This window comes from Mesorhizobium sp. M2D.F.Ca.ET.226.01.1.1 (assembly GCF_004022705.2).
In the GTDB taxonomy this organism is placed as follows: Bacteria; Pseudomonadota; Alphaproteobacteria; order Rhizobiales; family Rhizobiaceae; genus Mesorhizobium.
The window spans coordinates 231,103-257,417 of sequence record NZ_RZOY02000004.1; the positions used below are offsets into that span (position 1 = coordinate 231,103).

A 26,315-nucleotide genomic window follows, 5' to 3' on the forward strand; every position below is an offset into this window, starting at 1 on the left:
TCAAGCAACAAGCGATATATCGACAAAGCCGCTGGAGTGCTTAACCTGGGCTCGTGGACATGATCGAGAACACCTTGACACCGCAATCTGCCTCTCTCCTGGCAGACGCGCCCTTGCCTGCCGCGCAACGTGTTGCCGGTCTGGGGAGGCTTTTCTGCGGCAAAAGCGGCGGCCGCACGCGTTTGCGGCGGCTTTATCAGGACGGATCGGCCAAAATCCGCCTGCCGGCGGTGCAAGGCGATCCGCTTGAGGCGGTGCTGATTAACACGGCGGGTGGGCTGACCGGCGGCGACCGTCTCGGCTGGACGATCGAGGTTGACGCCGACGCCTCTGCCTCCATCACCACCCAGGCCTGCGAGAAGGTCTATCGCGCCGCCGCCGACAGGGCCGAGACGAGCGTTGGCCTGAGGGTCGGTTCGGGCGGCCGTATCGCCTGGCTGCCGCAGGAAACCATCGTTTTCGACAATGCCGCCTTCGCCCGCACGCTGGATGTCGAGCTCGCCGAGGATGCCGAGGCATTGGTGCTGGAAGCGACGCTGTTCGGCCGGCTTGCCATGGGCGAGCGCACGGTCAACGGCAATTTCCATGACCGCTGGCGGATCCGCCAGGGCGGCGCGCTGGTCCATACGGAGGATTTCCGGGTCGGCCCGGACATCGCGGCAACGCTTCAGCGGCCGGCGGCGACCGGCGGTGGGCTTGCCGTCGCCACGCTGCTGCTCGTTTCGCCACAGGCGGAAAGCATGCTGGAGCAGGCACGCGCCATCATCGGTGACCCCACCACCGATGGCTCGGGCGGCGCCAGCTTCTGGCGCGTCGGCCGATCTGGCAAGCTTCTTGCGAGGCTTTGCGCCGGCGACGGCTACCAGCTGCGCAAACGGCTGGTTCCGCTCGTCGAACTGCTCAATGGGCAGGCGGGCCTGCCCAAATTGTGGTCACTCTGATCTTGAACACCGGGACTTTGCATGAACCTGACGCCGCGTGAAAAAGACAAGCTGCTCATCGCCATGGCGGCGATGGTGGCGCGCAAGCGGCTGGAGCGTGGCGTCAAGCTCAACCATCCGGAAGCCATCGCCCTGATCACCGACTTCGTCGTCGAAGGTGCCCGCGACGGCCGCCCGGTCGCCGAGCTGATGGAAGCCGGCGCCCATGTCATCACCCGCGCCCAGGTCATGGACGGCATCGCCGAGATGATCCACGACGTCCAGGTCGAGGCGACGTTTCCCGACGGCACCAAATTGGTGACCGTGCATGAACCGATCCGCTGAGGACGGACCGATGCTGGCATTGCGACCCAATTGCGAGTGCTGCGACAAGGATCTGCCGCCGGATGCGGTCGATGCGCTGATCTGCACCTTCGAATGCACCTTCTGCGCCGACTGCGTCGAAACTGTGCTAGCCGGCGTCTGCCCCAATTGCGGTGGCAATTTCGCGCCGCGGCCGATCCGGCCGGCGGCCAAGCTCTCGAAATATCCGCCATCGACCAAACGCGTGCTCAAGGCCGAAGGCTGCGGCCCGCGCAAGGCCGCCTGATCAAGTTAATTGGGAAGGGTAGAAAAATGATCTCCGCTTCGACGAAACGCAGCACGCTGGCGGCCATTCTGTTGCTTGCCGCCGCGATGCCCGCCTACGCTCATGTCGGCGTCGGCACGACCTCTTCCTTCGCCGCGGGTTTCGCGCATCCGCTGTCCGGCCTCGACCATATGGCGGTCATGCTCGCCGTCGGCTTGTGGGCCGCGATGAAGGGCGGCAGGGCGGTCTGGGCCTGGCCGCTCGCCTTCCTCGGCGTGATGCTGGTCGGTGGTGGGCTCGGCATGCTGCATATGCCCCTGCCTTTCGTCGAGCCGGGCATCCTTGCTTCGGTCGTGGCGCTCGGCCTGCTGGTGGCGCTGGCCATCGACCTGCCGGTCTCGGCCGGCGTCGCCATCATCGGCCTGCTCGCGCTGTTTCATGGTCATGCCCATGGCACCGAAGTGCCGGAAAACGCCGGCGGCCTCGACTATATGGCCGGCTTTGCCGCCGCCACGGTGCTGCTCCATGCCATCGGCATTGCTGCCGGTCTCGGGCTAGGCCTGCGCTACCGCAGCCTGGCGCGTGCCGCCGGCGCCGCCTGCGCGGCGGTCGGCATCGGCCTTGCTTTCGGCGTGCTGTGAGCGACGCGATGATCCCGGGTGAAATTATCGCCGCCAAAGGCGACATGGAACTCAACAAGGGTCGGCCGACCGTCACGCTCAAGGTCGCCAACAGCGGCGACCGTCCGGTCCAGGTCGGCAGCCACTATCACTTCTTCGAGACCAATGAGGGCCTGAAATTCGACCGCGAACGGGCGCGCGGCATGCGCCTCGACATCGCAGCCGGCACCGCCATGCGCTTCGAGCCGGGGCAGGAGCGCGACGTCACGCTGGTGCCGCTGGGCGGCAAGCGCGAGGTCTACGGCTTTCAGCAGAAGGTGATGGGCAAGCTGTGACGTCAGCCGCCGCGCTCAAATCACTTCGGCGGCTTGGCGGCGGCGTAGATGACGATCTTGCCGGGACCGTCGAACTCCACCGCCAGCACGTCCTCGGCCAGCACGCGCCGCGAATCGATCGCGTTGAAAAGGAGCGCGTTCGCCTCGATCTCCTGGCGCAGTTCGGCGACATCGTCCTTATGCTGCTTCACCTTGTTCTCGATGGCCGGCGGCGGCCCGCCTTCGCTGCGCGCCGCGTCGGTCAGGAACACGATATCGACCGTGTCGAGCTTGGTGGTCTTGCGCACCGTGCCGATATTTTCGCGGGTGCGGTCGATCGCCGTGATGACCTTTCCGGCCTCGGCTTGCGAGGAGGTCTCTTCCTGCCGGATTGTCGAACCGACAATGACCGATACGGGCTTGTCATTGGTCAGGGGCTGGGCAGGGAAGGCAGACTGGGGCGTGGCCAGAACAAGCCCGGCGACAACGACCGCCGGGATGTATCTTCCAAGGCGAGGGGCATTCGCCATCGCTCGCTCCTGATTGAACTCGTGACGGGTCGAAAGAAGCGAAACGATCCTGCCTGGCCTGAGGTTCCCTTCAAAAGGTGGTCGGCGGACCGCAGGGCGGCCCGCCAGGGCAGGCAATCAGCTTGCCTTCTTGGTGATCAGCGTCAGCGCGCCATTGGGCTGCATGCTGGCGGCGATCACCTGCGCCGAGCTGACGCCCTTGGCTTCGAGCGCGGATTTCACCTTCGGCGTCGCGTCGATCGACTTGCGCAAGGTCTGCAGGCCGGCATCGCCGCGCTGCGCCACGATCTGGTTGACCTGCGCCTGCGTGTCCTTGGGCAGCTCGGTGATGTCGACGATGTTGACGCTCTGGATCGCGGGCACTCCGGGCTGGGTTTTTGGCGTGGCCTGTGCGGGTGCGGGCGCCGCCGGGCTGGGCTGTGGCGTCGGCTGCTGCTGGGCGCCGGCAGTGCCCGCCATCATCATCAGGGTGGCGGCCGCGGCGAAGAAAATCGTTTTGCGCATGGATGTTCCTTCCATTGGTTTGCAAACGGTCGTTTTGGGCTGACTCGCGCACCTCAACCGCCAAATGGGAGCGCAAGGTGTCGCCGAACGGGTCATTGCGTGACCATTGGATGGCGACAATGTGCAGCCCGCGCTCAAACAACCGTATTTTTGGCAACCTGAATTTCGGGAGCAATCGCTGATGGCCAAGATAACCCGCGCCGCCTATGCGCAGATGTATGGACCGACGGTCGGCGACAAGGTGCGCCTCGCCGACACCGAGCTGTTCGTCGAGGTCGAGAAGGACCTCACCGTTTACGGCGAGGAAGTGAAATTCGGTGGCGGCAAAGTCATCCGCGACGGCATGGGCCAGAGCCAGGTCACGAGGGCTGGCGGCGCCGTCGACACCGTCATCACCAATGCGCTGGTCGTCGATGCGCTGGCCGGCATCGTCAAGGCCGATATCGGCCTGAAGGACGGCCGCATCGCCGCGATCGGCAAGGCCGGCAATCCCGACACGCAGGACGGCGTCACCATCATCATCGGTCCGGGCACCGAGATCATCGCCGGCGAGGGCAAGATCCTGACAGCCGGCGGCTTCGACGCCCATATCCACTTCATCTGCCCGCAGCAGATCGAGGAAGCGCTGATGAGCGGCATTACCACGATGCTGGGCGGCGGCACCGGTCCGGCGCATGGAACTTTAGCCACCACCTGTACGCCGGGCCCTTGGCATATGGCGCGTATGATCCAGTCCTTCGACGCCTTCCCGATGAATATCGGCCTGTCCGGCAAGGGCAATGCCTCGCGACCGGCAGCGCTTGAGGAGATGGTGCTGGCCGGCGCCTGCTCGCTGAAGCTGCATGAGGATTGGGGCACGACCCCGGCGGCGATCGATTGCTGCCTGTCGGTCGCCGACGATTACGACGTGCAGGTGATGATCCACACCGACACGCTGAACGAATCGGGCTTCGTCGAGAACACCGTGGCGGCTATTCAAGGCCGCACCATCCATGCCTTCCACACCGAGGGCGCGGGCGGCGGCCATGCACCTGATATCATCAAGGTATGCGGCCTGCCCAACGTCATCCCGTCCTCGACCAATCCGACAAGGCCTTACACCGTCAACACGCTGGCCGAGCATCTCGACATGCTGATGGTGTGCCATCATCTGTCGCCGTCGATCCCGGAAGACATCGCCTTCGCCGAAAGCCGCATCCGCAAGGAAACGATCGCGGCCGAAGACATCCTGCACGATATCGGCGCCTTCTCGATCATCTCCTCCGACAGCCAGGCCATGGGCCGTGTCGGCGAGGTGGCCATCCGCTGCTGGCAGACCGCCGACAAGATGAAGCGCCAGCGCGGGTCGCTGCCGCAGGAGACCGGCGACAACGACAATTTCCGCGTCCGCCGCTACATCGCCAAATACACCATCAATCCGGCCATCGCGCACGGCCTGTCGAAAGAGATCGGCTCGATCACCGTCGGCAAGCGCGCCGATCTTGTGCTGTGGAATCCGGCCTTCTTCGGCGTGAAACCCGAAATGGTGCTGGTCGGCGGCTCGATTGCGGCGGCGCCCATGGGCGACCCGAACGCCTCGATCCCGACGCCGCAGCCGATGCATTACCGGCCGATGTTCGGCGCCTATGGCAAGGCGCTGACCAACTCCTCGGTGACCTTCGTCTCCAAGGCCGCCTTCGATGCCGGCTTGCAGGACAGGCTGGGTGTCGACAAGGCGATGGTCGCGGTCGAGAACACGCGCGGCGGCATAGGCAAGCATTCCATGGTGCTCAACGACGCCACGCCGCATGTCGAGGTGGATCCGGAGACCTATGAAGTGCGCGCCGACGGCGAGCTGTTGACCTGCGAACCGGCAACCGTGCTGCCAATGGCGCAACGGTATTTTCTGTTTTGATGCCGAAAGGCGGGGTTGGCATACCCGCGATTGGCTTGAGACCGAAAACAGCGCATGATGTGATCATGAACAAGATCCAGATACAGCGCCGGCATAAGTCTACACCCTACGAGACCGACTATGCTCAGTGGTGCGCCGAGCAGGGCGCACTATTGCGCGAAGGGCGTCTCGCCGACCTCGATCGCGAGAATCTTGCCGAGGAGATCGAGAGCTTCGGGCGGAGCGACAAAAGGGAAATTGCGAGCAGGCTTGGTACTTTGGTCCTTCACTTGCTGAAATGGGAGTTTCAGCCTGAGCAGCGCAAAACGGGTTGGTTGCTGACAATTCGGGAGCAACGGCTTCGGATTGAGGGCCTGCTTGATGAAAGTCCGAGCCTCAGAAAATATCCTGCGCAGGTGCTCGATCGAGAGTTCAAGATATCACGATTAAAGGCATTGGACGAAACAGGCCTGAGGGATCGGGATTCCCGCATATCCGCATCGTCATGGGCGTGGTGATCGGCCTCGGCGTCACGCGTCTGTTGTCAGGAACCGCCCGTATCGTCCAGCACCCCGGCCAATACCGGCTCTACGCGGTGCATCTCGCCTGGGTCGCCTCGGTGCTGTTGATGCTGGCGCATTTCTGGTGGTGGGAGTTCGGACTCTACGCCATCGAGAACTGGACCTTCGGCAAATATCTTTTCATCATCTTCTACGCCATCACGCTGTTCCTGCTCTGCGCGCTGCTGTTCCCGGATTCGATGCTCGATTACACCAGCTACGAGGACTATTTTTACTCGCGCCGCGCCTGGTTTTTCGGGCTGCTTGGCGCGACCTATCTGCTCGACGTCATCGACACGCTGCTGAAAGGCCCGGAGCATTTCGCCCGCTTCGGCAACGAATATCTGGTCCGCACGCCGGTCTTCGTGGCGCTCTGCTTGGTGGCAATCCTAGTGCGCGACAAACGTTTCCACACCGCCTTCGTCGCGGCCGCGCTGATCTATCAGATGTCCTTTATCCTGCGGCTCTTCGACACCATCGTCTGAGTGCCGTTGGGTTGGTGCGCGAGATGGTCTAGGGTCCCCGAAATGCAGGTCTCAACCATCTACAAGGCCGTCGGATCGCGCGGCTCCCGTGTCAGCCGGGTGCTCTGGATGCTGGAGGAGCTCGGGCAGCCCTACGAGTTCGTCGAGGTCAAGTTGCGCTCGCCGGAAGCCTATGCGCTGAACCCGTCCGGCAAGGTGCCGATCCTGATCGACGGCGACCTCGAGATCACGGATTCGGCGGCGATCTGCGTCTATCTGGCTGACAAGCACGCCGACAAAGGCATGGGCGCCAATCCCGGCCTTGCCGGCCGCGCCGAGATGGATTCCTGGATGCATTTCGCCCAGAGCGAACTGGAAGCGCCGCTGTGGAACAAGCTGCGCCACCGCTTTCTGCTGCCCAAAGACGTCCGCGTCGATGTCGGTCCGGCCGCCGTCTATGATTTCGCCTCGGAGGTGAAATCGCTGGATCGCCGGCTTGGCGACAAGTCCTATGCGCTTGGCGACCGCTTCTCCGCCGTTGACGTCTTGCTCGGCGACATGGGCGGCTGGGCGCGGGCCGGCCGTTTCCCAATCGAATCCGACCGGATAAATGCCTATTTCGACCGCGTGCTGTCGCGACCTGCTCGCGCCCGCGCTCAAGCCAATGGCGGAGCCATGAAATGAAGCTGAACATCAATACCGATTTCACCAAATTTCCCCGTGCCGTTTCAGTGGTGCCAGCGGGCGAAGCTGGCTCGGCTGCGCCCTATGACAAGGCCGTGCTGCCGCATGACGAGCGGCATCTGCGCCGCCGCGCCATCGAGACGGCAGCCGGTGACAAGGTGCTGGTCGACCTGCCGGAGCCGATGGCTTTGGCCAATGGCGACCGGCTGGTACTTGAAGACGGCCGCCAGCTCGAGATCGTCGCGGCGCCGGAGGAGGTCTACGATATCCGCGCCCGTAACGCCGTTCACCTCGCCGAGCTTGCCTGGCACATCGGCAATCGTCACCTCGCGGCGGCGATCGAGGCCGACCGCATCCTCATCCTGCGCGACCATGTCATCAAGGCGATGCTTGAAGGCCTCGGCGCCACGGTGAACGAGGTTTCGCAACCGTTCAGTCCTGTGCGCGGCGCCTATTCCGGGCACAATCACGGCCATTCGCATGATCATCACGGTCATGACCACGATCATGATGATCACGATCATGACCATCACCACCACGAACATGGTCACCACCATCATCATGACTGAGCAGTCTTCCGGCGTCGCGCTTTTGCGGCTGATGGCCTGGCTGTCGCCGGCCTTTCCGGTCGGCGGATTTTCCTACAGCCACGGCCTGGAACGCGCCGTCCAAGACGGACTGATCGCCGATCGCGAAGATCTTGCCGCTTGGCTGGAGACGCTGGTCGGTATGGGCTCGGGTTGGAACGACGCCGTGCTCTTCGCCGAAAGCTGGCGTCGCGCGCGCGGCGGCAGCGATCTCGCGGAAGTCGCCGTGCTGGCCGAGGCGCTCGCCGGCTCGCAGGAACGTCATATCGAGACAATGCTCCAAGGCGCGGCCTTTCTCAAAGCGGCTTCCGCCTGGCCGTCCCCTGTGCTGCAGCGTTTGCCGGCCGATTGCCCCTATTGCGTTGCGATCGGCGCCGTTGCCGGCAGCGGCGGCATCGACCTTTCGCAGGCTCTGTCCGCCTTTCTGCAGGCCTTCTTCTCCAACCTGGTGCAGGCGGCGATCAGGCTCGGCGTCGTTGGCCAAACCGACGCGGTCGCATTGTTAGCCGGCTTTGAGTCCTTGGCCATCGCCACGGCTGCCCGAGCTGCCACCTCCAGCCTCGACGATCTCGGCGGCGCGGCCTTCATGTCCGACATAGCGGCGATGCGGCACGAAACCCAATATTCGCGGCTGTTTCGCTCATGATCGTGCTTGCCTTCATTCTCTCCTTTGTCCTGCTCGTGATCACCACGCTGCATGTCTATTGGGGCATAGGCGGCATCTGGCCGGGCACGGACCAGGCGTCCTGCGCCCGCGCCGTCGTCGGCTTCCGCGGCATCGATGAGATGCCATCGTCATTTGCGAGTTTTGCTGTCGCCGCTTGCCTTGCGCTCGCGACGCTCTGGCCGCTGGCGCTGGCTGGCGTCTTTGCGACGCCCTTTCCACGGGAAGGTCTTGCCGCAACGGCGCTGATGATCGCCCTCGTCTTTCTCGGCCGCGGCATCGCCGGCTTCACGCCCTGGTGGCGCCGGATCGCGTCCGAACAACCTTTCGCGCGGCTCGACCAGCGCCTCTATTCGCCGCTCTGCCTGCTGATCGGGCTGGGCTTCGCAATCCTTGCCATCACGGAGTTTCCGGCATGACGTCCAAAAACGGTCCTCTTCGCATCGGCATCGGCGGCCCCGTCGGCTCCGGCAAGACGACGCTCACCGAAAAGCTTTGCAAGGCGCTGCGCGACGATTTTTCCATCGCCGTCGTCACCAACGACATCTACACCAAGGAGGATGCGATGATGCTCGCGCGGCTACAGGCATTGCCCGAAGAGCGCATCGTCGGCGTCGAGACCGGCGGCTGCCCGCACACCGCCATTCGCGAGGACGCTTCGATCAACCTGCGGGCGATCGCCGATTTGAACAAAAAGTTCCCCGACCTCGACATCATCTTCATCGAGTCGGGCGGCGACAATCTCGCCGCCACCTTTTCCCCCGACCTTGCCGATCTGACGCTTTATGTCATCTCGGTCTGCCAGGGCGAGGAGATCCCGCGCAAGGGCGGGCCGGCAATCACCCGCTCCGATTTCCTCATCATCAACAAGATCGACCTGGCGCCCTATGTGAACGTCAACCTCGATGTGATGGAGAGCGATGCCGGCCGCATGCGCGGCAAGCGGCCCTTCGGCTTCACCGACCTCTCGCGCGGCAAGGGCCTCAAGGAGGTGATCGACTTCATCGTCGAGCAGGGTGGGCTGCAGTCGGCGCGTCCGGCGGCCTGAGTCGCTGACCTACCAGTTTGCGGTTGCTGGTCGGGGCTGGGTTCGGCATTCTCTGGAGCAATTCCAGGAAAAGTGCGTAGCGGTTTTCCGTCCGGAATTGCGCAAAACAAGACCAAACCGGAGGATTTTCGATGAGCCTTGCCCGCCTGCACAAGGAACCGCTGAGCAACCTGCCCTATTATGAGGAACGGGTCGATCTCGCTGCCGCCTTCCGCTGGACCGCGCGGCTCAACATGCATGAGGCGGTGGCCAACCATTTCTCGCTGTCGGTCAACGAGGACGGCACCAAGTTCCTGATGAACCCGAACCAGGTGCATTTCTCTCGCATCAAGGCGAGCGACCTGCTTCTGATCGACGCCAACGATCCCGAAACGCTGTCCGGCCCCAACGCGCCCGATCCGACCGCCTGGGGCCTGCATGGCGCCATCCATCGCAACGTCCCGCATGCGCGCTGCGCCATGCATGTCCATTCGATCCATGCCACCGTGCTCGCCTCGCTGGCCGACTCGACGCTGCCGCCGGTCGACCAGAACTCCGCCATGTTCTTCAATCGCCACGTCGTCGACGCCAATTATGGCGGGCTGGCCTTCGAGGAGGAGGGCGAGCGCTGCTCGCAGCTTCTCACCGACCCCAAGGTCAAGGTGATGGTCATGGGCAATCACGGCGTCATGGTCATCGGCGACTCCGTCGCCGACACCTTCAACCGCATGTTCTATTTCGAACGCGCTGCCGAGACCTACATCAAGGCGCTGTGGACCGGCCGTCCATTGCGCACGCTCTCCGACGAGATCGCCGAAAAGACCGCGCGCGAAATGGACGATTACCCCGGCCAGGCCGAGCGCCATCTGGCCGAGCTGAAGGCGATCCTCGACGAGGAAGAGCCGGTCTATCGGAACTGATCTTCCTTCTCCGTTCATGGGGAGAAGGTGCCAGTAGGTGGATGAGGGCGGCGCCGACGCTCGCTGATTAGAGCCCCAACTGCGCCCGCAATTCCTCAGCGCTGTTGATCACAATCGCGCCCGGCGGTCCCGCCATCGGCGCTTCCGGCCAGAAGATCGTCCTCATGCCCGCCGCCAGCCCCGCCATCGCGCCGGTCACGCTGTCGTCGACCGCGAACGCCTCCGCCGGATCGACGCCGGCCAGATAGGCGGCGCGCAGGAACGGCTCGGGAAGCGGCTTGCCGTCGATCACGTCGTTGCGGCTCACCGTGCGCATGCCCGGATAGATAAGGCCGACGGCGGTGAGATTGGCATCGACGATCAGCCGGTCGGAGTTGGACACCACCGCCTGCTCGACGCCCAGCGCGCGCAATTCGTTGAACACTTCGATCGCGCCGGGGCGCGGCTTCAGCGTTTCGGCCAGCGGCAGGTAGTGATCGTATTTGCGCACGATCCACTCGTCGAAAGGCAGGTCGAGTCCGAACTCGTCGCGCAGCATCTCGTAGACCGGCCATGCGGCGACGCCCAGCACGCGCTCATGCAGGTCGACCGGCGGCGCAACCCCGACGCTGCGCAGCGCCGCCACAAGCGCTGCCTCATGCAGCGGCTCGCTGTCGACCAGCGTTCCGTCCATATCCCAGAAAACGGCTTTCGGCGTCATGCGAGGCTCCCTTCGCCGATCCCCTTAATCGGTTTCCCGGTCGAGATAAACCGTTCTGCCGGCAAATGGCTGCCAGCGCGACGAATTGGTCCTTCGCAGATTGGGGACACTTCCAAGCAATTGCCCTTTCGATAGACAATTGCGCGTTGGCATAATCGCTGTAAGCTATGGCGCCCGTTTCAACGTTGCGCGGGCTGGGAGGCAGGACGTGAATTCGCGGCAGGAAACCGGCAATACCAGGTTGGACGACGCCGCGCGCGCCGGCTGGCTCTATTATGTTGCCGGCAACACGCAGGACCAGATCGCCGCCAAGCTTGGCATTTCCAGGCAGACGGCGCAGCGGCTGGTGTCGCTTGCGATGTCGGAGGGCCTGATCAAGGTGCGGGTCGATCATCCGATCGCCAATTGCCTCGACCTCGCCGCCAGGCTGCGCTCGCGTTTCGCGCTCGACCTTGTCGAAGTGGTGCCGAGCGATCCGACATCGAGTTCGACGACGATCGGCATCGCCGAGGCCGCGGCCGCCGAGATCGAACGCCGGCTGCGTTCGGAAGCCCCCATCGTCATGGCGATCGGCACCGGGCGCACGCTGAAGGCGGCGATCGAGCAGCTGCCGCCGATGGACTGCCCGCAGCATAAGGTCGTGTCCTTGACCGGCAACATCTCGCCCGACGGCTCGGCCGCCTTCTACAACGTCATCTTCACCATGGCCGATCGCGTCAAGGCGCGGTCCTTCCCGATGCCGCTGCCGGTTATCGCCTCCTCGCCGCAAGAGCGCGAGATGCTGCTCAAGCAGCCGATGATCCAGCCGACCCTGGCATTGGCGGCCGAGGCTGACGTCACCTTTGTCGGTATCGGCGATCTCGGCCCGAAGGCGCCGCTCTATGAGGACGGCTTCATCTCGGAAGCCGAGTTGAAGGCGCTGCAGAAGGCCGGCGGCATTGCCGAGATCGTCGGCTGGGTGTTCGATCGCGAAGGCCGCATGATCGAAGGCATCACCAACGACCGCGTCTCATCCGCCGCCCTGCCGTCACGCGAGAAGTCGCTGGTCATCGCCTTGGCCATGGGCGAACGCAAGCTGCCGGGCATACTGGCCGCCGTCAACCGCCGCCTGGTCAATGGCCTCATCACCGATGAACGCACGGCGGCGGCGCTGCTCGCCGGCTGACTGCCGATAAAAATGGAGCCGCCTATTGCGACGGCCCGCGCGGATCGTTGCCGTCAAGGAATCCCATGTCGCGCTGCAGATGCGGCGACAGCTCCCGGATATCGACATAGCCACGCCGCTGGCGAGCAAGCCGCGAAAATTCGCGAATAAGCAGGGAAAACCAGCCTTGCGCCCGAGTGGAAACGAGTTTTTCTTGAGCCGTAACCATGATCGTCAGCCTCGCAATGCTTGAACTGGATTGATCGTCGACCCCAAATATCGGGCTGGCGGCCTGCCGCTTCCAATTAAACCTCGATCATGACCCATAAGGAGGTTTTATGCCCGATCTGAGCTCCGCGCAGCTTGCGCCGCTGCCGCCGCTGCAGGCGATCCGGGTGTTCGAGGCGGTGGCAAGACACCTGTCCTTCACCAAGGCGGCGCAAGAACTGGGCATGACCCAGGCGGCGGCGAGCTACCAGATCAAGGTGCTCGAGGAGCGCATCGGCGCACCGCTGTTCCTGCGCAGGCCGAAGCAGATCGAGTTGACCGAGCCCGGCCAGCGCCTGGCGCCCGCCGTCAGCGAGGCCTTCGCCATCCTGGGCCAGGCCTATGCCGCGGCGCGCGGCGGCGCCGACGGCCTGCTCTGCGTCACCACCGTGCTGACCTTCGCCTCGAACTGGCTGGCGCAGCATCTGGGCTCGTTCCAGCTTGCGCATCCCGCACTTGCCGTGCGGCTCGACACGTCGGCCCGCCTGACCGATTTCGCACGCGAGGATGTCGATCTCGCCATCCGCTCCGGCGGCGGCAAATGGCCGGGCCTGGAAGCCCACAAACTGCTCGATGCCGATTTCACGCCGATGCTGAGCCCGAAGCTCGCGGCGAGCATCGGCGGCGTCAAGGAACCGGCGGACCTGTTGCGCCTGCCGATCCTCGATCCCGGCGATATCTGGTGGACGCAATGGTTCGAGGCCGCCGGCGTCACCGGACACGACCTTGCCAAGCGGCCCGGCTCCAGCATGGGCGCGCAGGCCTATGAGGCGAACGCGGCAATGGCCGGCCATGGCGTGGCGATCCTAACCAGGGCCCTGTTCAAGAACGAGATCGCCGACGGCCGTCTGGTCCAGCCTTTCGATCTCGTGGGTGATGACGGCCATGCCTATTGGCTGGTCTATCCGACGGCGCGCCGCAACGTGCCGAAGATCCGCGCTTTCCGCGACTGGATCCTGGCCGAGATCGCTTGCCCGTAGGCTAATCGCCTCTAGCTACCTTCTTCGAAGATACCGATCGGCGTCGCCGGACCGGGTCACGTAGCGTCATTTCTGCTGCGCTGCAGCATCGATTCCGCCTTGACATAAATCACACTAGGTGAGTAATTGCTCAGAGCCAAGGCAAATGCTCAACTTGGTTTATGGGAGGAATTTGATGAAACTTCGCACGCTCACCCTGGGCCTGTTGTCGGCCAGCGCTCTTGCTTTCGCCGCGCATGCCGAATCCATCACCATCGCCACCGTCAACAATGGCGATATGGTCCGCATGCAGAAGCTGACGGACGACTTCACCAAGGCTAACCCCGACATCCAGCTCAACTGGGTCACGCTTGAAGAGAACGTGCTGCGCGAGCGCGTGACCACCGACATCGCCACCAAAGGCGGTCAGTACGACGTCATGACCATCGGCACCTACGAGGTTCCGATCTGGGCCAAGCAGAGCTGGCTCCTGCCGCTCGACAAGCTCGGCGACGATTACGACGTCAAGGACATCATCCCGGCCATCGCCGGCGGTCTTTCCGTCGACGGCAAGCTCTATGCCGCGCCCTTCTACGGCGAAAGCTCCTTCGTCATGTACCGCAAGGACCTGATGGAGAAGGCCGGCCTGAAGATGCCCGATGCGCCGACCTGGGACTTCATCAAGCAGGCCGCCGACAAGATGACCGACCGCGCCAACGGCGTGAACGGCGTCTGCCTGCGCGGCAAGGCCGGCTGGGGCGAGAACATGGCCTTCCTCACCGCCATGTCGAACTCCTTCGGCGCCCGCTGGTTCGACGAGAACTGGAAGCCGCAGTTCGACCAGCCCGAGTGGAAGAAGACGCTGCAGTTCTACGTCGACCTGATGAAGGCCGACGGTCCGGAAGGCGCCTCGTCCAACGGCTTCAATGAAAACCTGGCGCTCTTCCAGCAGGGCAAGTGCGGCATGTGGATCGACGCCACCGTCGCGGCTTCCTTCGTCTCGGACCCGAAGGCTTCCAAGGTCGCCGACAAGGTCGGCTATGCGCTGGCGCCCGACAACGGTCTCGGCAAGCGCGGCAACTGGCTATGGGCATGGTCGCTGGCGGTCCCCGCCGGCACCAAGAAGGCCGATGCCGCCGAGAAGTTCGTCTCCTGGGCAACCAGCAAGCACTATGCCGAGCTGGTCGCCTCGAAGGAAGGTTGGGCCAACGTTCCTCCGGGCACGCGCTCCTCGCTCTATGCCAATGCGGAGTACCAGAAGGCGGCGCCTTTCGCGAAAATGACGCTGGACTCCATCAATGCCGCCGATCCGACGCATCCGACCGTCAAGCCGGTGCCTTATGTCGGCGTGCAGTTCGTCGCCATTCCTGAATTCCAGGGCCTTGGCACCACCGTCGGCCAGCTCTTCTCGGCGGCCCTTGCCGGCCAGTCGAGCGTCGACGATGCGCTGAAGCAGGCCCAGGACGCAGCCACTGCGGCGATGACCGAGGGCGGCTACATCAAGTAAGGCTCCTCCCGGTGCCGAATGCCGGTCGCGCATCATGACCGGCAGGTGGCCGCCCGAAACCCAGTTCGGGCGGCCACTTTTCAAAACCGGGAAAATACTGGCTCAACTTTGAAAATCCGGCTGACCTTGGGAGGGTGACCGTCATGGCTACTCAGCAAACCCGTTCGCTTGCCCGTTTCATGATGGCGCCATCGGTGGTCCTGCTGTTTATCTGGATGATTGTGCCGCTGGCTGTCACGCTGTGGTTCTCGTTCCAGCAGTATAATCCGCTGAATCCGATGCGCGACGGCTTCGTCGGCTTCTCCAACTACGCGCTGTTCTATTCAAACCCGGCCTTCCTCTATTCGATCCTCAACACGCTTACCATCGTCGTCAGCGTGCTGATCATCACGGTGATCGGCGGCATCCTTTTGGCCATGCTGCTCGATCAGCCGATCTGGGGCCAGGGGATCGTGCGCATCCTGGTCATCTCGCCCTTCTTCGTCATGCCGCCGGTGGCGGCGCTGGTCTGGAAGAACATGATCATGCACCCGCAATACGGCGTCTTCGCCGATATTGCCCGCTTCTTCGGGGCCGAGCCGATAGACTGGTTCGGCCAGCACCCGCTGACCGCGATCATCCTCATCGTCGCCTGGCAATGGTTGCCCTTCGCGACGCTGATCCTGCTCACCTCGCTGCAGTCGCTCGACGGCGAGCAGAAAGAGGCGGCCGAGATGGACGGCGCAGGCTTCCTCAGTCGCTTCTGGTATCTGACGCTGCCGCATATGTCGCGCGCCATCACCGTCGTCATCCTGATCCAGACGATTTTCCTGCTCTCGGTCTATGCCGAGATCCTGGTCACCACCAATGGCGGCCCGGGCTACGCCTCCACCAACCTGCCCTTCCTCGTCTACCAGAAGGCGTTGCTGGAATTCAAAATCGGCCAGGCGTCAGCCGGCGGTGTGATCGCCGTCATTCTCGCCAACATCGTTGCCTTCTTCGCCATGCGCGCGGTCGGCAAGAACCTCGACAAATAGGGAGGACAAGATGGCCCGCGCAGTCACCACCCAGCACAAGACCATCGCCACGGCCGCGGCCTGGATCGTCGCCCTGCTGATCTTCTTTCCGATCCTTTACACGATCATCACCTCGTTCAAGTCGGAGCAGGAGGCGATCCAGGGCTTCGCCTTGATCCCGTCCGGCACCACGGAAAGCTATGCCGAGGTGCAGGCGCAGAGCGGTTACTTCAAGTTCTTCCTGAATTCGGTGATCCTGTCGGTCGGCTCGACGCTGCTCGCCATCCTCATCGCGGTCCCGGCGGCATGGTCGATGGCCTTCTCGCCGACCAAGCGGACCAAGGACATCCTGATGTGGATGCTCTCCACCAAGATGATGCCGGCCGTCGCGGTGCTGTTCCCGATCTACCTGATCTTCCGCGACACCGGCCTGCTCGACAGCCGCATCGGCCTCACCGTCATGCTGATGCTGATCAACCTGCCGATCGTGGTCTGGATGCTCTACACCTACTTCCGCGAGATCCCGGGCGAGATCCTCGAAGCGGCGCGCATGGACGGCGCCTCGCTGTGGAACGAGATCATCTACGTGCTGACGCCGATGGCCGTTCCTGGCATCGCCTCGACCATGCTGTTGAACATCATCCTGGCCTGGAACGAGGCGTTCTGGACCATCCGGCTCACCACGACCGACGCGGCACCGCTCACCGCCTTCATCAGCTCCTTCTCCAGCCCGCAAGGCTTGTTCTGGGCCAAGCTTTCGGCCGCCTCGACGCTGGCGATCGCGCCGATCCTGATCATGGGCTGGTTCAGCCAGAAGCAGCTCGTGCGCGGCCTGACATTTGGTGCCGTGAAGTAAGAACGCCCAAGCGGCGGACGACGAAGACTATCCCCGGGAGGAAACCATGGGAAACATCACGCTCAAGAACGTCTCCAAGTCCTTCGGGTCGACGACGATCATTCCGAACATCGACCTCAACATCGAGGATGGCGAGTTCGTGGTGTTCGTCGGCCCGTCGGGTTGCGGCAAGTCCACGCTGCTCAGGCTGATCGCGGGGCTTGAGGACACCAGCGGCGGCACCATCAGCATCGATGGCCGCGACGTCACCCGCGAGGCGCCGGCCAAGCGTAAGCTCGCCATGGTGTTCCAGTCCTACGCGCTCTATCCGCATATGACGGTCGCCAAGAACATCGCCTTTCCGCTGAAGATGGCCGGTGAGGACCAGGCGACCATCGACAAGAAGGTGAAGGACGCCGCGCGCGTGCTCAACCTCACCAACTATCTCGAGCGCCGCCCGGGCCAACTCTCGGGCGGCCAGCGCCAGCGCGTCGCCATCGGCCGCGCCATCGTGCGCCAGCCTTCGGCCTTCCTGTTCGACGAGCCGCTGTCCAATCTCGACGCGGCACTTCGCGGCACGATGCGCCTTGAGATCAGCGAACTGCACCATCAGCTGAAGACGACGATGATCTACGTCACCCACGACCAGGTCGAAGCCATGACCATGGCCGACAAGATCGTCGTGCTTAACGCCGGCAACATCGAGCAGGTCGGCTCGCCGATGGAGCTTTACAAAACGCCGAAGAACCTCTTCGTCGCCGGCTTCATCGGCTCGCCCAAGATGAACATGATCGAAGGCGCGCCGGCTGAGAAATACGGCGCCAAGACCATTGGCATCCGCCCCGAGCATCTCAACATCTCGACCTCGGCCGGCGACTGGAAGGCGACGGTCGGCGTTGCTGAGCATCTCGGCTCCGACACCTTCCTGCACGTCCAGGCGGACGGCATAGGCACCGTCAATGTCCGCGCCGACGGCGAGGTCGCGGTCAAGCACGGCGACACCGTCTACCTGACCCCGGACAGGACCAAGCTGCATCGCTTCGGCGCCGACGGCAGGGCATTGGCGCAGTGAGGTTGAAAGGCAAATCGGCGCTGATCACCGGGTCGGCGCGCGGCATCGGCAAGGCCTTCGCCGAAGCCTATGCGCGCGAAGGTGCGACGGTGGCGATTGCCGACATCGACCTGGCAGCGGCGGAAGCGACGGCGCAAGCCATCGGCTCCGCCGCTTACGCGGTCCGGCTCGACGTCACCGACCAGTCCTCCATCGAGGCGGCGGTCAAGGCCGTCGAGGAGAAGACTGGCGGTCTAGACGTGCTGATCAACAATGCCGCGATCTTCGACCTGGCGCCGATCGTCGAGATAACCAGGGCGAGCTACGAAAAGCTGCTCGCGGTCAATGTCGCTGGCACGCTGTTCACGCTGCAGGCGGCCGCCCGCTCGATGATCGCGCGTGGCCAGGGCGGCAGGATCATCAATATGGCGAGCCAGGCCGGCCGCCGCGGCGAGCCGCTGGTCGCGGTCTATTGCGCCACCAAGGCTGCCGTCATCTCGCTCACCCAGTCGGCCGGGCTCGATCTGATCAAGCATCGCATCAACGTCAACGGCATCGCGCCGGGCGTCGTCGACAGCGACATGTGGGACCAGGTCGACGCGCTGTTCGCCAAATACGAGAACCGACCGAAAGGCGAGAAGAAGCGCCTGGTCGGCGAGGGCGTTCCCTATGGCCGCATGGGCAAGCCGGAGGACCTCGCCGGCATGGCCGTTTTCCTCGCCAGCGACGAGGCCGAATACATTGTCGCCCAGACCTATAACGTCGATGGCGGGCAATGGATGAGTTGAACGGTTGAGGGGGAAGGCGCTTCTCTCTTTCCTCCGGAGAAGACGCCACGGGGCAGGTGAGGGGCAGCGGACTGGAACACCAGGCGCCGCCCCTCACCCTCGCTCCCCAGGAGGCGGAACAGTCGGGGCTGCGGATCGGCCAAAGGGTAAAATGAGATGACCGTGAAACTCTCTTCCTCCAACCTAGCCAAGCTGCCGGCCAAGGTCGCCGGTCCGAAATACGACCGCTCGGCGCTCAAGGCGGGCATTGTCCATTTCGGCGTCGGCAACTTCCACCGCTCGCACCAGGCCGTCTATCTCGACGATCTGTTCGGCACCGGCGAGGGGCATGACTGGGCGCTGATCGGCGCCGGCGTGTTCGAGGGCGAGAAGATCGGCCGCTCCAAGCTGCAGGAACAGGACTGGCTGACCACCGTTGTCGAGCAGGACCGGGGTCACATGAGCGCCCGGGTCACCGGCGCCATGATCGATTTCCTGACGCCTGGCGATGCCGCCGCGGTGATCGATCAACTGGCCGATCCGGCGATCAAGATCGTGTCGCTGACCATCACCGAAGGCGGCTATTTCATCGACCCGGCCTCCGGCAAGTTCAATCCGGCCCATCCCGACATCGTTGCCGATGCGCAGCCGGGTGCCGTGCCGAAGACCGTTTTCGGCATCATCCTGGCCGGCCTGCTGCGCCGGCGCGCTGACGGGATCGTGCCCTTCACCGTCATGTCCTGCGACAACATCCCCCACAACGGCCACGTCACCTCCGACGGCGTCATAGGCCTCGCCCGGCTGATCGACGAGGACCTGGCAAAATGGTTGGAGGACAAGGTCGCCTTCCCGAATGGCATGGTCGACCGCATCACGCCGGCCACCACCGACCGCGAGCGCAAGATCCTCGCCGAGGATTTCGGTCTGGAGGATAACTGGCCGGTATTCTGCGAGCCGTTCAAGCAATGGGTGCTGGAGGATCACTTCACCGACGGCCGCCCGGCGCTGGAAAAGGTCGGCGTGCAGTTCGTCAAGGACGTCTCGCCCTACGAGCTGATGAAGATCCGTATCCTCAACGGTGGCCACGCAACAATAGCCTATCCGGCCGGGCTGATGGACATCCATTTCGTCCATGAAGGCATGCAGGAGCCGCTGGTGCGCGCCTTCCTGTCGAAGCTCGAGCATGACGAGATCATCCCGACCGTACCGCCGGTGCCCAACACCGATCTGGAGGACTATTACCAGCTGATCGAGCGCCGTTTTTCCAATCCGAAGATCGGCGACACCATCCGCCGGCTATGCCTCGACGGCTCCAACCGCCAGCCGAAATTCATCATTCCGACGATCGCCGACCGGCTGAAGGCGGGCAAGGGCGTCGCCGGCCTCGCGCTGGAATCGGCCTTGTGGTGCCGCTATTGCTTCGGCACCACCGACAGCGGCGCCGTCATCGAGCCGAACGATCCGAACTGGGACCGCATGCAGGCCACCGCGAAAGCGGCGAAAGGCGATCCGAGGGCCTGGCTGGCGATGGAGGACATCTATGGCGATGTCGGCCGCTCGTCCGCCTTCGCCGAAGCCTTCGCCCACGCCTTGAAGGTCCTGTGGGCGAACGGCGCGCGTGAAACTTTGACGCGCTATCTCGCCGGCAAGCTCTGACGCCCACTGGAAGCAGATCGCGATGCGGCCGGAACTGGTCATCTTCGACTGTGACGGCGTGCTGGTCGACAGCGAGGCTCTTTCGGTCTCGGCGCTCCTCGGCATGATCGAGCTCGCCGGCGGCACGGTGAGCGAGGACGCCGCCTACGAGCATTTCCTGGGCAAGAGCATGAAAAGCGTGCGCGAGATCCTCGGCCGCGACTTTGGCCTGGAGATCAGCGACCAGCATCTGACCGCCATGCGCGTCGACCTGATGCGCAAATTCCGCGAGGAACTGAAGCCGATCCCGGGCGTCAGGGACGTGCTGCCGAAGCTCGGCTTGCCATGTTGTGTCGCCTCGTCCGGCACGCTGGAGCGCATCCGCTACGCGCTTGACGTCACCGGTCTGCTGCCCCTGCTGGAGCCGCATCTCTTCAGCGCCACCATGGTCAAGCGCGGCAAGCCGGAGCCCGACCTTTTCCTGCATGCCGCAGCCTCGATGCGCGCGCATCCGCGCCGCTGCCTGGTCGTTGAGGACAGCCCCGCCGGCGTCGTCGCGGCGCGCTCCGCCGGCATGCGCGTCCTTGCTTTCACCGGCGGCTCGCATGCCTCCAGTCCCGCCCTCAAGGCGCGGCTTGCGTCGACGGAACCGGACTTTATATTCGCTGACATGCTGCAATTGCCCGATCTGATTGCAGGCCTGGGAGCGAGAGAAAAAGCATCTTGACGAAGAATTTCGTTTGCGCGGTCGATGTTGGCACCGGGAGCGCTCGCGCGGGCATTCTCGACGCACGCGGCAACCTGCTCGGCCGGGCCGATCATCCGATCGCCATGCACCAGCCCAAGCCCGATCATGCGGAGCATGATTCGGAAGACATCTGGTCGGCGGTGTGCAAGTCCGTGCGCGCCGCCCTCGAGAAATCCGGGGTCGCCGGTGGCGATGTCGCCGGCATCTCTTTCGACGCGACCTGTTCGCTCGTGGCGCGCGACAGGCCAGGCGGCCAGATCAGCGTCTCGGTCACCGGCGAGAAGCGCTGGGACACAGTTGTCTGGCTCGATCACCGCGCCATCGCCGAGGCCGATGAATGCACGGCAAGCGGCCATGCCGTGCTCGACTATATCGGCGGCGTGATGTCGCCGGAGATGGCGACGCCGAAGCTGATGTGGCTGAAGCGTCATCTGACGAACACATGGAATGAAGCCGGCTATCTGTTCGACCTCGCCGATTTCCTGACCTGGAAGGCGTCAGGCTCGCTCGCCCGCTCGCAATGCACGCTGACGGCGAAATGGACTTACCTCGCCCATGAGGAAAAAGGCTGGCGGCGCGACTTCTTCCAGCTTGTCGGGCTCGATGATCTGTTCGAGCACGGCAATCTGCCGGAAAAGGCCAGCCCCGTCGGCACCGATATCGGCCCGCTGACCGCCGCGGCCGCCGCCGAACTCGGCTTGACCGAAAAATGCCGGGTTGGCGCCGGCGTCATCGACGCCTATGCCGGCGCGCTCGGCGTGTTGGGCGGCTTTGCCGGTGACGAGAAAGGCATCAGCCGGCACCTGGCGCTGATTGCCGGCACATCGTCCTGCGTCATGGCGATGTCACCCGACCCGCAGCCCTTTGCCGGCGTCTGGGGTCCCTATTTCGGGGCGGCCTTGCCGAGGCTGTGGCTGTCGGAAGGCGGCCAGTCGGCCACCGGCGCGCTGCTCGACCATATCATCCGCTGGCATGGCGCCGGCGGCGAGCCGGACGCGGCCATGCACATGAAGATCGCCCGGCGCGTCGCCGAGCTGCGCGCCGAGGACGGCGAAGCGCTGGCGGCAAGGCTGCATGTGCTGCCCGATTTCCACGGCAACCGTTCGCCGCTCGCCGATCCGCACGCGGTCGGCGTCATCAGCGGCCTGACGCTCGATTCCTCCTTCGACAGCCTGTGCAAGCTCTACTGGCGCACCGCCGTCGGCATCGCGCTCGGCGTGCGCCATGTGCTCGAAGCGCTGAACGAGAACGGTTATCTGATCGACACGCTGCATGTCACCGGCGGCCACACCAAGAACCCGCTGTTGATGGAGCTCTATGCCGACGCTACCGGCTGCACCGTGGTCGAACCGCTGGCCGACGAGGCGGTGCTGCTCGGCACCGGCATGGTGGCGGCGACGGCCGCCGGGCTCTATCCCGATCTCAACGCAGCCTGCGTTGCCATGCAGCAGGGCGGCAGGACGCGCGCGCCCAACAAGGAAGCCGGCGCCCGCTTCGACCGCGACTACCGCATCTTCCTCGAAATGCACCGCCAGCGGCAGATACTCGACGCGATCAGCTGATCTACTGCTTTCGCAGCGACTTGCCGGTCTCCGCGTCGAACAGATGGATGCTCTCTTCCTCGAAGCTGTAGCGTACCGGCGCCCTCTGTTCCGGGCATTCGCGGGCCGGCACCAGCGCGCTGACCTCCTTGCCGCCGGAGCCGAACGTCACCAGCGCGTCATTGCCATGGAACTCGATGAGGTCGGCGGTGCCCTGCAGGATATTGCCTGCGCTTCCGTTTGCCGTCTTGAGATCCGGAGGCCGGATGCCGAGCACCACGCGATCGCCATGGTTGAGATGGAAGCCGCTGCCTTCCAGCGATAGCACCGTTCCGGCGCCGGTCAGCGTCCAGCCATCGCCCTTCCGCGCCACTGTGGCCTCGATGAAATTCATGTTCGGCGTGCCGATGAAGCCGGCTACGAACTGGTTGCCGGGGCGCCGATAGATCTCCGCCGGCGACCCGACCTGCTCGATCACGCCGTCCTTCAGCAGCACGATGCGGTCGGCCAGCGTCATCGCTTCCAACTGGTCGTGCGTGACATAGACGGTGGTGGTCTTCAGCGACTGGTGCAGCCGGGCGATCTCGACCCGCATATGGTTGCGCAGCTTGGCGTCGAGATTGGAGAGCGGCTCGTCGAACAGGAACACCTTCGGCGTCTTGATCATGGCGCGCGCGATCGCCACGCGCTGCTGCTGACCGCCGGAAAGCTCGGTCGGCTTGCGGCCGAGATAGGGCTCCAGCCCAAGCGTCCTGGAGACAGCCTCGACCCGCTTCTTGATCTCGGCCGCCGGCACCTTCTGACGCTTCAGTCCGAAGGCGATGTTGTCGAAGATCGTCATATGCGGATAGAGCGCATAATTCTGGAACACCATGGCGATGCCGCGATCGCCTGGCTCGAGATCGTTGACCACCTTGCCGCCGATCGACACCTCGCCGCCGCTGATGTCCTCCAGGCCGGCCAGCATTCTGAGCAGCGTGGACTTGCCGCAGCCGGACGGGCCGAGGAACACGACGAATTCATGCTCCTCGATCGCCAAGTTGAGATCGCGGATGACGCTCGTGGCGCCGTAGGCCTTGTCGACATGGGAGCAAACGATGGCGGACATGCCTTATCCCTTCTCGCCGGTCAGCAGGATCTGCAGCTTGACGTCCTGCGGCCTGGCTTGCGCCGCGCGCTCGAACGCCTTGATGCTCTCGGAGAAATCATAGGTGCCAGTGATCAGCGGCTTGAGGTCGACCTTGCCGGAGGCGATGAGCTGCAAAGCGCGGTCGAAGATGTTGGCGTAGCGGAACACGGTCTCGATACGCACTTCCTTGGAGATCGCCGCCGGCACATTGAGCTCGACCGTTTCCACTGGCAGGCCAACCAGCACCACGGCGCCGCCCGGTCGCACAATGTCGAACAGGTTGGCGAAGGCCTTGGGGCTGCCGCTCGCCTCGAACACGATGTCGGCGCCCCAATTGTCCGTCGCGGCCGCAACGGCGTCGACCAGCGGCTGTTCGCCGATATTGACCGGCACGATGCCCGGATACTGGCCGGCGATCTCAAGCTTAGGCGCTGAAAAGTCTGAAATGAGCACCTTGGAGCAGCCGCCGGCCAGCGCCGCCAGCGCGATCATGATGCCGATCGGGCCGCAGCCGACGACCACGGCGACATCGCCCGGTACGATCCTGGCGCGCGCCGCCGCCTGCATGCCGATGGCGAAGGGCTCCACCATCGCGCCCTCGGCGAAGGAGACGTTGTCCGGCAGCTTGTAGGTGAAAGCAGCGGGGTGAACGGCGTAAGGCGCCAGCACTCCATGCACCGGCGGCGTGGCCCAGAAGCGGACATCCGGATCGACATTGTAGATGCCGAGCTTCGTCGCGCGCGACGCAAGGTTCGGCACGCCCGGCTCCATGCAAACGCGGTCGCCGACCTTCAGGCTGGTGACATTGGCGCCGACCTCGACGATCGTTCCCGAGGCCTCATGGCCGAGCACCATGGGCTGGCGCACGATGTAGCTGCCGATAGAGCCATGCGTGTAATAATGCACGTCGCTGCCGCAGACGCCGACCGTGTGGATGGCGATCCTGACGTCATCCGGTCCGACGTCTTGCGGCAACGCGATCTCGCGCAGCGACAGTTCGCCTTTTTTCTCAAGCACCAGTGCTCGCATCGGGTAAGCCTCACTTCAACTTTTCTTTTGCCGGAAAACGGAATTCAGGAAGCTGCTCAAAACGCCGAGGAACAGCAGCGGCGGCAGCGACAGGAGCACGACCGAGGCGTTGAGGATGCCCCAAGGCACGTTCATGCCTTGCTGCGAGAGTTCGGACGCGACGATCGGCAGCGTCTTGGCGTTGGAGCTCGACAGCATCAGCGCGATCAGGAACTCGTTCCAGACCAGCACGAAGCTGAAGGCGATGGCGCCGATCAGCGAGCGCGCCGCGACCGGAAGCGCGATCCGCCAGAACACCGAATAGGCCCCGTAGCCATCGACGAAGGCCGCCTCCTCGATCTCCTTCGGCACGCCCTGGAAAGCCGGGATCGCAAGCCACATGATCACCGAGTTGGTAAGCAGCGAGTATGTGACGATGAGTGCGGGCAGCGTGTCGTAGAGTCCGACCTGCAGCCAGATCACCATCAGCGGGATGGCCACCGCCACCGGCGGCAGGAAGCGCAGCGAAAGCACAAAGAACTGGATGTCGCCGGCAAAGCGGTTGGGATAGCGCGCCACCGCATAGGCCGCCGGCAGGCCGAGCACGATGCCGATCAGCACCGCCGAGCCGCAGGCGACGACCGAGTTGTAGAGGCCGGTCAGCACGCTGTCGCGGCCGAGGATATAGCTGATGTTGGCGAGTGTCGGCGTGAAGACCACCTTCGGCACGCGCGTGATGATGTCGACATTGTTCTTGAGCGCGTTGAGCGTCGTCCACACCAGCGGGAAAACGGCGAGGAACCCGGCCAGCGCCAGGAGGGCCTTGGCGATCAGGCGGCCCGGTCTCAATCGATATGGCTTCATGCCTGCACCCGCTTCCACAGCATGGTGAAGGTGATGACGGTCGCGATCATCATCAGAACCGCCATGGCAGAGGCGTAGGAGACCTTGCCGGACTCGATGAAGCCTTGCGAGAAGGCGTACATGTCGAGCGTCTCGGTCGCCACGCCCGGCCCGCCGCGCGTCATCACATAGATCAGGTCGAAGGAGCGCAGCGACTCGATCATTTTGACGAACATCAGGCTGATCAGCGGCGCCTTCAGCATCGGCAAGGTGACATAGGCATGGATCTGCCAGCGCTTGGCGTGGTCGAGCCTGGCCGCCTCGATCGGCTGCGGCGGCAAGGTTTCCAGCAGCTTCAGCACGATGACGGCGAAGAACAGCCCCCATTGCCAGACATCGACCGAAGCGACGGCGAAGAGCGCGGTGCCGGCCTTGGACAGCGGATCGAAGATCAGCCCGCCGGTGACCAGGCGGTAGGGATAGGTGGCGATGCCGTAGAGCGGGTGATAGGCGAACTTCCAGACGAAGGCGGCCGAAACGCGCGGCAAAAGCACCGGGATGATGAACAAGAGGCAGTAGAAATTGCGCAGGCGCGAGCCGGAGACCTCGAACATCAGCACGCCGAGTCCGATCGCCACTGCCATGGTCGCGACGACGGTGACGATCTCCCACTTTACCGAGACCCAGACCGCGTTGAGGAAGCGGCGATCGGCAAAAAGGTCGGCGAAGTTCGAGAGCCAGACCCAGGAATAGCCGGGCGCACTCAGCTCGCGGTTCTGCAGCGCGATCACGATGGCGTAGAGCGTCGGCACCATCGACAGCACCAGAAGGATGGCGAGCGTCGGCACAAGAAAAGTGACGGGCAGGGAAGAGCGGCGGCGCATCGGCCTGTCCTTGATTGTTTTGGCTTCCGGGCATGAAACCCGCGGC

The 26,315-nt window shown here is 64.0% G+C and carries 32 protein-coding genes; 24 read left to right on the forward strand and 8 right to left on the reverse strand.

The window, feature by feature from the left end; genetic code table 11:
• The first annotated feature begins 59 nt into the window (after positions 1–59).
• Genes EN869_RS11300 through EN869_RS11320 form a run of 5 tightly spaced genes read left to right on the forward strand, consistent with a single transcriptional unit; the run spans position 60 to position 2,464 of the window.
• Positions 60–941 (forward strand): urease accessory protein UreD, encoded by an 882-nt coding sequence (locus EN869_RS11300; RefSeq protein ID WP_127226695.1) that lies wholly within the window; start codon positions 60–62, stop codon positions 939–941.
• 21 nt (positions 942–962) lie between these two features.
• Positions 963–1,265 carry an urease subunit gamma gene (locus EN869_RS11305; RefSeq protein WP_112097128.1) on the forward strand — a complete coding sequence of 101 codons (303 nt, stop codon included), beginning with the start codon at positions 963–965 and terminating at the stop codon, positions 1,263–1,265.
• Positions 1,266–1,275: 10 nt separating this feature from the next.
• Positions 1,276–1,530, forward strand: a complete 255-nt coding sequence (locus EN869_RS11310; RefSeq protein WP_127226898.1) for a DUF1272 domain-containing protein — start codon at positions 1,276–1,278, stop codon at positions 1,528–1,530.
• 26 nt (positions 1,531–1,556) lie between these two features.
• Positions 1,557–2,150 carry a HupE/UreJ family protein gene (locus EN869_RS11315; RefSeq protein ID WP_127226694.1) on the forward strand — a complete coding sequence of 198 codons (594 nt, stop codon included), beginning with the start codon at positions 1,557–1,559 and terminating at the stop codon, positions 2,148–2,150.
• A gap of 8 nt (positions 2,151–2,158) precedes the next feature.
• Positions 2,159–2,464, forward strand: a complete 306-nt coding sequence (locus EN869_RS11320) for an urease subunit beta (RefSeq protein WP_127226693.1) — start codon at positions 2,159–2,161, stop codon at positions 2,462–2,464.
• Positions 2,465–2,484: 20 nt separating this feature from the next.
• Here EN869_RS11320 and EN869_RS11325 read toward each other — a convergent pair whose 3' ends face one another.
• Together EN869_RS11325 and EN869_RS11330 are read right to left on the reverse strand one after the other, a co-directional pair.
• A complete protein-coding gene (locus tag EN869_RS11325; protein WP_127226692.1) occupies positions 2,485–2,973 on the reverse strand; it encodes a hypothetical protein in 489 nt (162 codons plus the stop codon).
• Between the two features lie 117 nt (positions 2,974–3,090).
• Positions 3,091–3,477 (reverse strand): hypothetical protein, encoded by a 387-nt coding sequence (locus tag EN869_RS11330; RefSeq protein WP_127226691.1) that lies wholly within the window; start codon positions 3,475–3,477, stop codon positions 3,091–3,093.
• A gap of 178 nt (positions 3,478–3,655) precedes the next feature.
• Between EN869_RS11330 and ureC the strand changes: the two genes are divergently transcribed.
• The 9 genes from ureC (at position 3,656) to EN869_RS11375 (ending at position 10,256) form a co-directional block, all read left to right on the forward strand.
• Positions 3,656–5,371 (forward strand): urease subunit alpha, encoded by a 1,716-nt coding sequence (ureC, locus tag EN869_RS11335; RefSeq protein WP_167507026.1) that lies wholly within the window; start codon positions 3,656–3,658, stop codon positions 5,369–5,371.
• A gap of 65 nt (positions 5,372–5,436) precedes the next feature.
• Positions 5,437–5,868 carry a DUF29 domain-containing protein gene (locus EN869_RS11340; RefSeq protein ID WP_127226689.1) on the forward strand — a complete coding sequence of 144 codons (432 nt, stop codon included), beginning with the start codon at positions 5,437–5,439 and terminating at the stop codon, positions 5,866–5,868.
• Positions 5,856–6,395, forward strand: coding sequence for a hypothetical protein (locus EN869_RS11345; protein WP_127226688.1), 540 nt, complete (start codon positions 5,856–5,858; stop codon positions 6,393–6,395). The genes EN869_RS11340 and EN869_RS11345 overlap by 13 nt, the downstream gene beginning before the upstream one ends.
• Positions 6,396–6,452: 57 nt before the next feature.
• A complete protein-coding gene (locus EN869_RS11350; RefSeq protein ID WP_127226897.1) occupies positions 6,453–7,058 on the forward strand; it encodes a glutathione S-transferase family protein in 606 nt (201 codons plus the stop codon).
• Entirely contained in the window at positions 7,055–7,627 is a 573-nt protein-coding gene (ureE, locus tag EN869_RS11355; RefSeq protein WP_127226687.1) for an urease accessory protein UreE, read from the forward strand. The genes EN869_RS11350 and ureE overlap by 4 nt, the downstream gene beginning before the upstream one ends.
• Positions 7,620–8,291 (forward strand): urease accessory protein UreF, encoded by a 672-nt coding sequence (locus tag EN869_RS11360; RefSeq protein ID WP_127226896.1) that lies wholly within the window; start codon positions 7,620–7,622, stop codon positions 8,289–8,291. The genes ureE and EN869_RS11360 overlap by 8 nt, the downstream gene beginning before the upstream one ends.
• Positions 8,288–8,728, forward strand: coding sequence for a DUF3995 domain-containing protein (locus EN869_RS11365; RefSeq protein ID WP_127226686.1), 441 nt, complete (start codon positions 8,288–8,290; stop codon positions 8,726–8,728). Before EN869_RS11360 ends, EN869_RS11365 begins: the two co-directional genes overlap by 4 nt.
• Entirely contained in the window at positions 8,725–9,357 is a 633-nt protein-coding gene (gene ureG / locus EN869_RS11370; protein ID WP_127226685.1) for an urease accessory protein UreG, read from the forward strand. Before EN869_RS11365 ends, ureG begins: the two co-directional genes overlap by 4 nt.
• A 131-nt stretch (positions 9,358–9,488) precedes the next feature.
• Positions 9,489–10,256, forward strand: a complete 768-nt coding sequence (locus EN869_RS11375; protein ID WP_127226684.1) for a class II aldolase and adducin N-terminal domain-containing protein — start codon at positions 9,489–9,491, stop codon at positions 10,254–10,256.
• A gap of 67 nt (positions 10,257–10,323) precedes the next feature.
• Here the strand turns inward: EN869_RS11375 and EN869_RS11380 are convergent, their stop codons facing one another.
• Positions 10,324–10,956: an HAD family phosphatase gene (locus tag EN869_RS11380; protein ID WP_127226683.1), complete on the reverse strand. Its 633-nt coding sequence runs from the start codon at positions 10,954–10,956 to the stop codon at positions 10,324–10,326.
• Between the two features lie 208 nt (positions 10,957–11,164).
• Here EN869_RS11380 and EN869_RS11385 point away from each other — a divergent pair, with 208 nt between their 5' ends.
• Positions 11,165–12,121, forward strand: a complete 957-nt coding sequence (locus tag EN869_RS11385) for a sugar-binding transcriptional regulator (RefSeq protein WP_127226682.1) — start codon at positions 11,165–11,167, stop codon at positions 12,119–12,121.
• Positions 12,122–12,143: 22 nt separating this feature from the next.
• Here the strand turns inward: EN869_RS11385 and EN869_RS11390 are convergent, their stop codons facing one another.
• The gene (locus EN869_RS11390) at positions 12,144–12,329 is read right to left on the reverse strand and encodes a hypothetical protein (protein ID WP_127226681.1); all 186 of its coding nucleotides are present in this window, start codon (positions 12,327–12,329) and stop codon (positions 12,144–12,146) included.
• A 109-nt stretch (positions 12,330–12,438) separates the two neighbouring features.
• Between EN869_RS11390 and gcvA the strand changes: the two genes are divergently transcribed.
• The 9 genes from gcvA to EN869_RS11435 all read left to right on the forward strand — a co-directional run bounded on the left by gcvA (position 12,439) and on the right by EN869_RS11435 (position 22,426).
• A complete protein-coding gene (gcvA, locus tag EN869_RS11395) occupies positions 12,439–13,347 on the forward strand; it encodes a transcriptional regulator GcvA (protein ID WP_127226680.1) in 909 nt (302 codons plus the stop codon).
• A gap of 175 nt (positions 13,348–13,522) precedes the next feature.
• Entirely contained in the window at positions 13,523–14,833 is a 1,311-nt protein-coding gene (locus EN869_RS11400; protein ID WP_127226679.1) for a sugar ABC transporter substrate-binding protein, read from the forward strand.
• 143 nt (positions 14,834–14,976) lie between these two features.
• Positions 14,977–15,849 carry a sugar ABC transporter permease gene (locus tag EN869_RS11405; protein ID WP_127226678.1) on the forward strand — a complete coding sequence of 291 codons (873 nt, stop codon included), beginning with the start codon at positions 14,977–14,979 and terminating at the stop codon, positions 15,847–15,849.
• Positions 15,850–15,859: 10 nt separating this feature from the next.
• Positions 15,860–16,684: a carbohydrate ABC transporter permease gene (locus EN869_RS11410; protein ID WP_127226677.1), complete on the forward strand. Its 825-nt coding sequence runs from the start codon at positions 15,860–15,862 to the stop codon at positions 16,682–16,684.
• A gap of 46 nt (positions 16,685–16,730) precedes the next feature.
• Positions 16,731–17,735 carry an ABC transporter ATP-binding protein gene (locus tag EN869_RS11415; protein WP_127226676.1) on the forward strand — a complete coding sequence of 335 codons (1,005 nt, stop codon included), beginning with the start codon at positions 16,731–16,733 and terminating at the stop codon, positions 17,733–17,735.
• Positions 17,732–18,502 carry an L-iditol 2-dehydrogenase gene (locus EN869_RS11420; protein WP_127226675.1) on the forward strand — a complete coding sequence of 257 codons (771 nt, stop codon included), beginning with the start codon at positions 17,732–17,734 and terminating at the stop codon, positions 18,500–18,502. Before EN869_RS11415 ends, EN869_RS11420 begins: the two co-directional genes overlap by 4 nt.
• A 156-nt stretch (positions 18,503–18,658) precedes the next feature.
• Positions 18,659–20,137 (forward strand): mannitol dehydrogenase family protein, encoded by a 1,479-nt coding sequence (locus EN869_RS11425; RefSeq protein ID WP_127226674.1) that lies wholly within the window; start codon positions 18,659–18,661, stop codon positions 20,135–20,137.
• 22 nt (positions 20,138–20,159) lie between these two features.
• A complete protein-coding gene (locus EN869_RS11430) occupies positions 20,160–20,843 on the forward strand; it encodes an HAD family hydrolase (RefSeq protein WP_127226673.1) in 684 nt (227 codons plus the stop codon).
• On the forward strand, positions 20,840–22,426 hold the full coding sequence (locus tag EN869_RS11435) for an FGGY-family carbohydrate kinase (RefSeq protein ID WP_127226672.1): 1,587 nt from the start codon (positions 20,840–20,842) through the stop codon (positions 22,424–22,426). The genes EN869_RS11430 and EN869_RS11435 overlap by 4 nt, the downstream gene beginning before the upstream one ends.
• Position 22,427: 1 nt before the next feature.
• On the opposite strand, the gene ugpC is transcribed toward EN869_RS11435, so the two are convergent.
• From ugpC to EN869_RS11455, 4 genes are read right to left on the reverse strand one after another with little or no spacing between them, the layout of a single operon-like run.
• Positions 22,428–23,513, reverse strand: a complete 1,086-nt coding sequence (gene ugpC / locus EN869_RS11440) for a sn-glycerol-3-phosphate ABC transporter ATP-binding protein UgpC (RefSeq protein WP_127226671.1) — start codon at positions 23,511–23,513, stop codon at positions 22,428–22,430.
• Positions 23,514–23,516: 3 nt separating this feature from the next.
• Entirely contained in the window at positions 23,517–24,563 is a 1,047-nt protein-coding gene (locus tag EN869_RS11445; protein WP_127226670.1) for an NAD(P)-dependent alcohol dehydrogenase, read from the reverse strand.
• A gap of 15 nt (positions 24,564–24,578) precedes the next feature.
• Complete coding sequence (locus EN869_RS11450) at positions 24,579–25,406, reverse strand: carbohydrate ABC transporter permease (RefSeq protein ID WP_167507015.1); 828 nt, start codon at positions 25,404–25,406, stop codon at positions 24,579–24,581.
• Positions 25,403–26,269: a sugar ABC transporter permease gene (locus EN869_RS11455; RefSeq protein WP_127226668.1), complete on the reverse strand. Its 867-nt coding sequence runs from the start codon at positions 26,267–26,269 to the stop codon at positions 25,403–25,405. Before EN869_RS11455 ends, EN869_RS11450 begins: the two co-directional genes overlap by 4 nt.
• Positions 26,270–26,315: the final 46 nt, after the last annotated feature.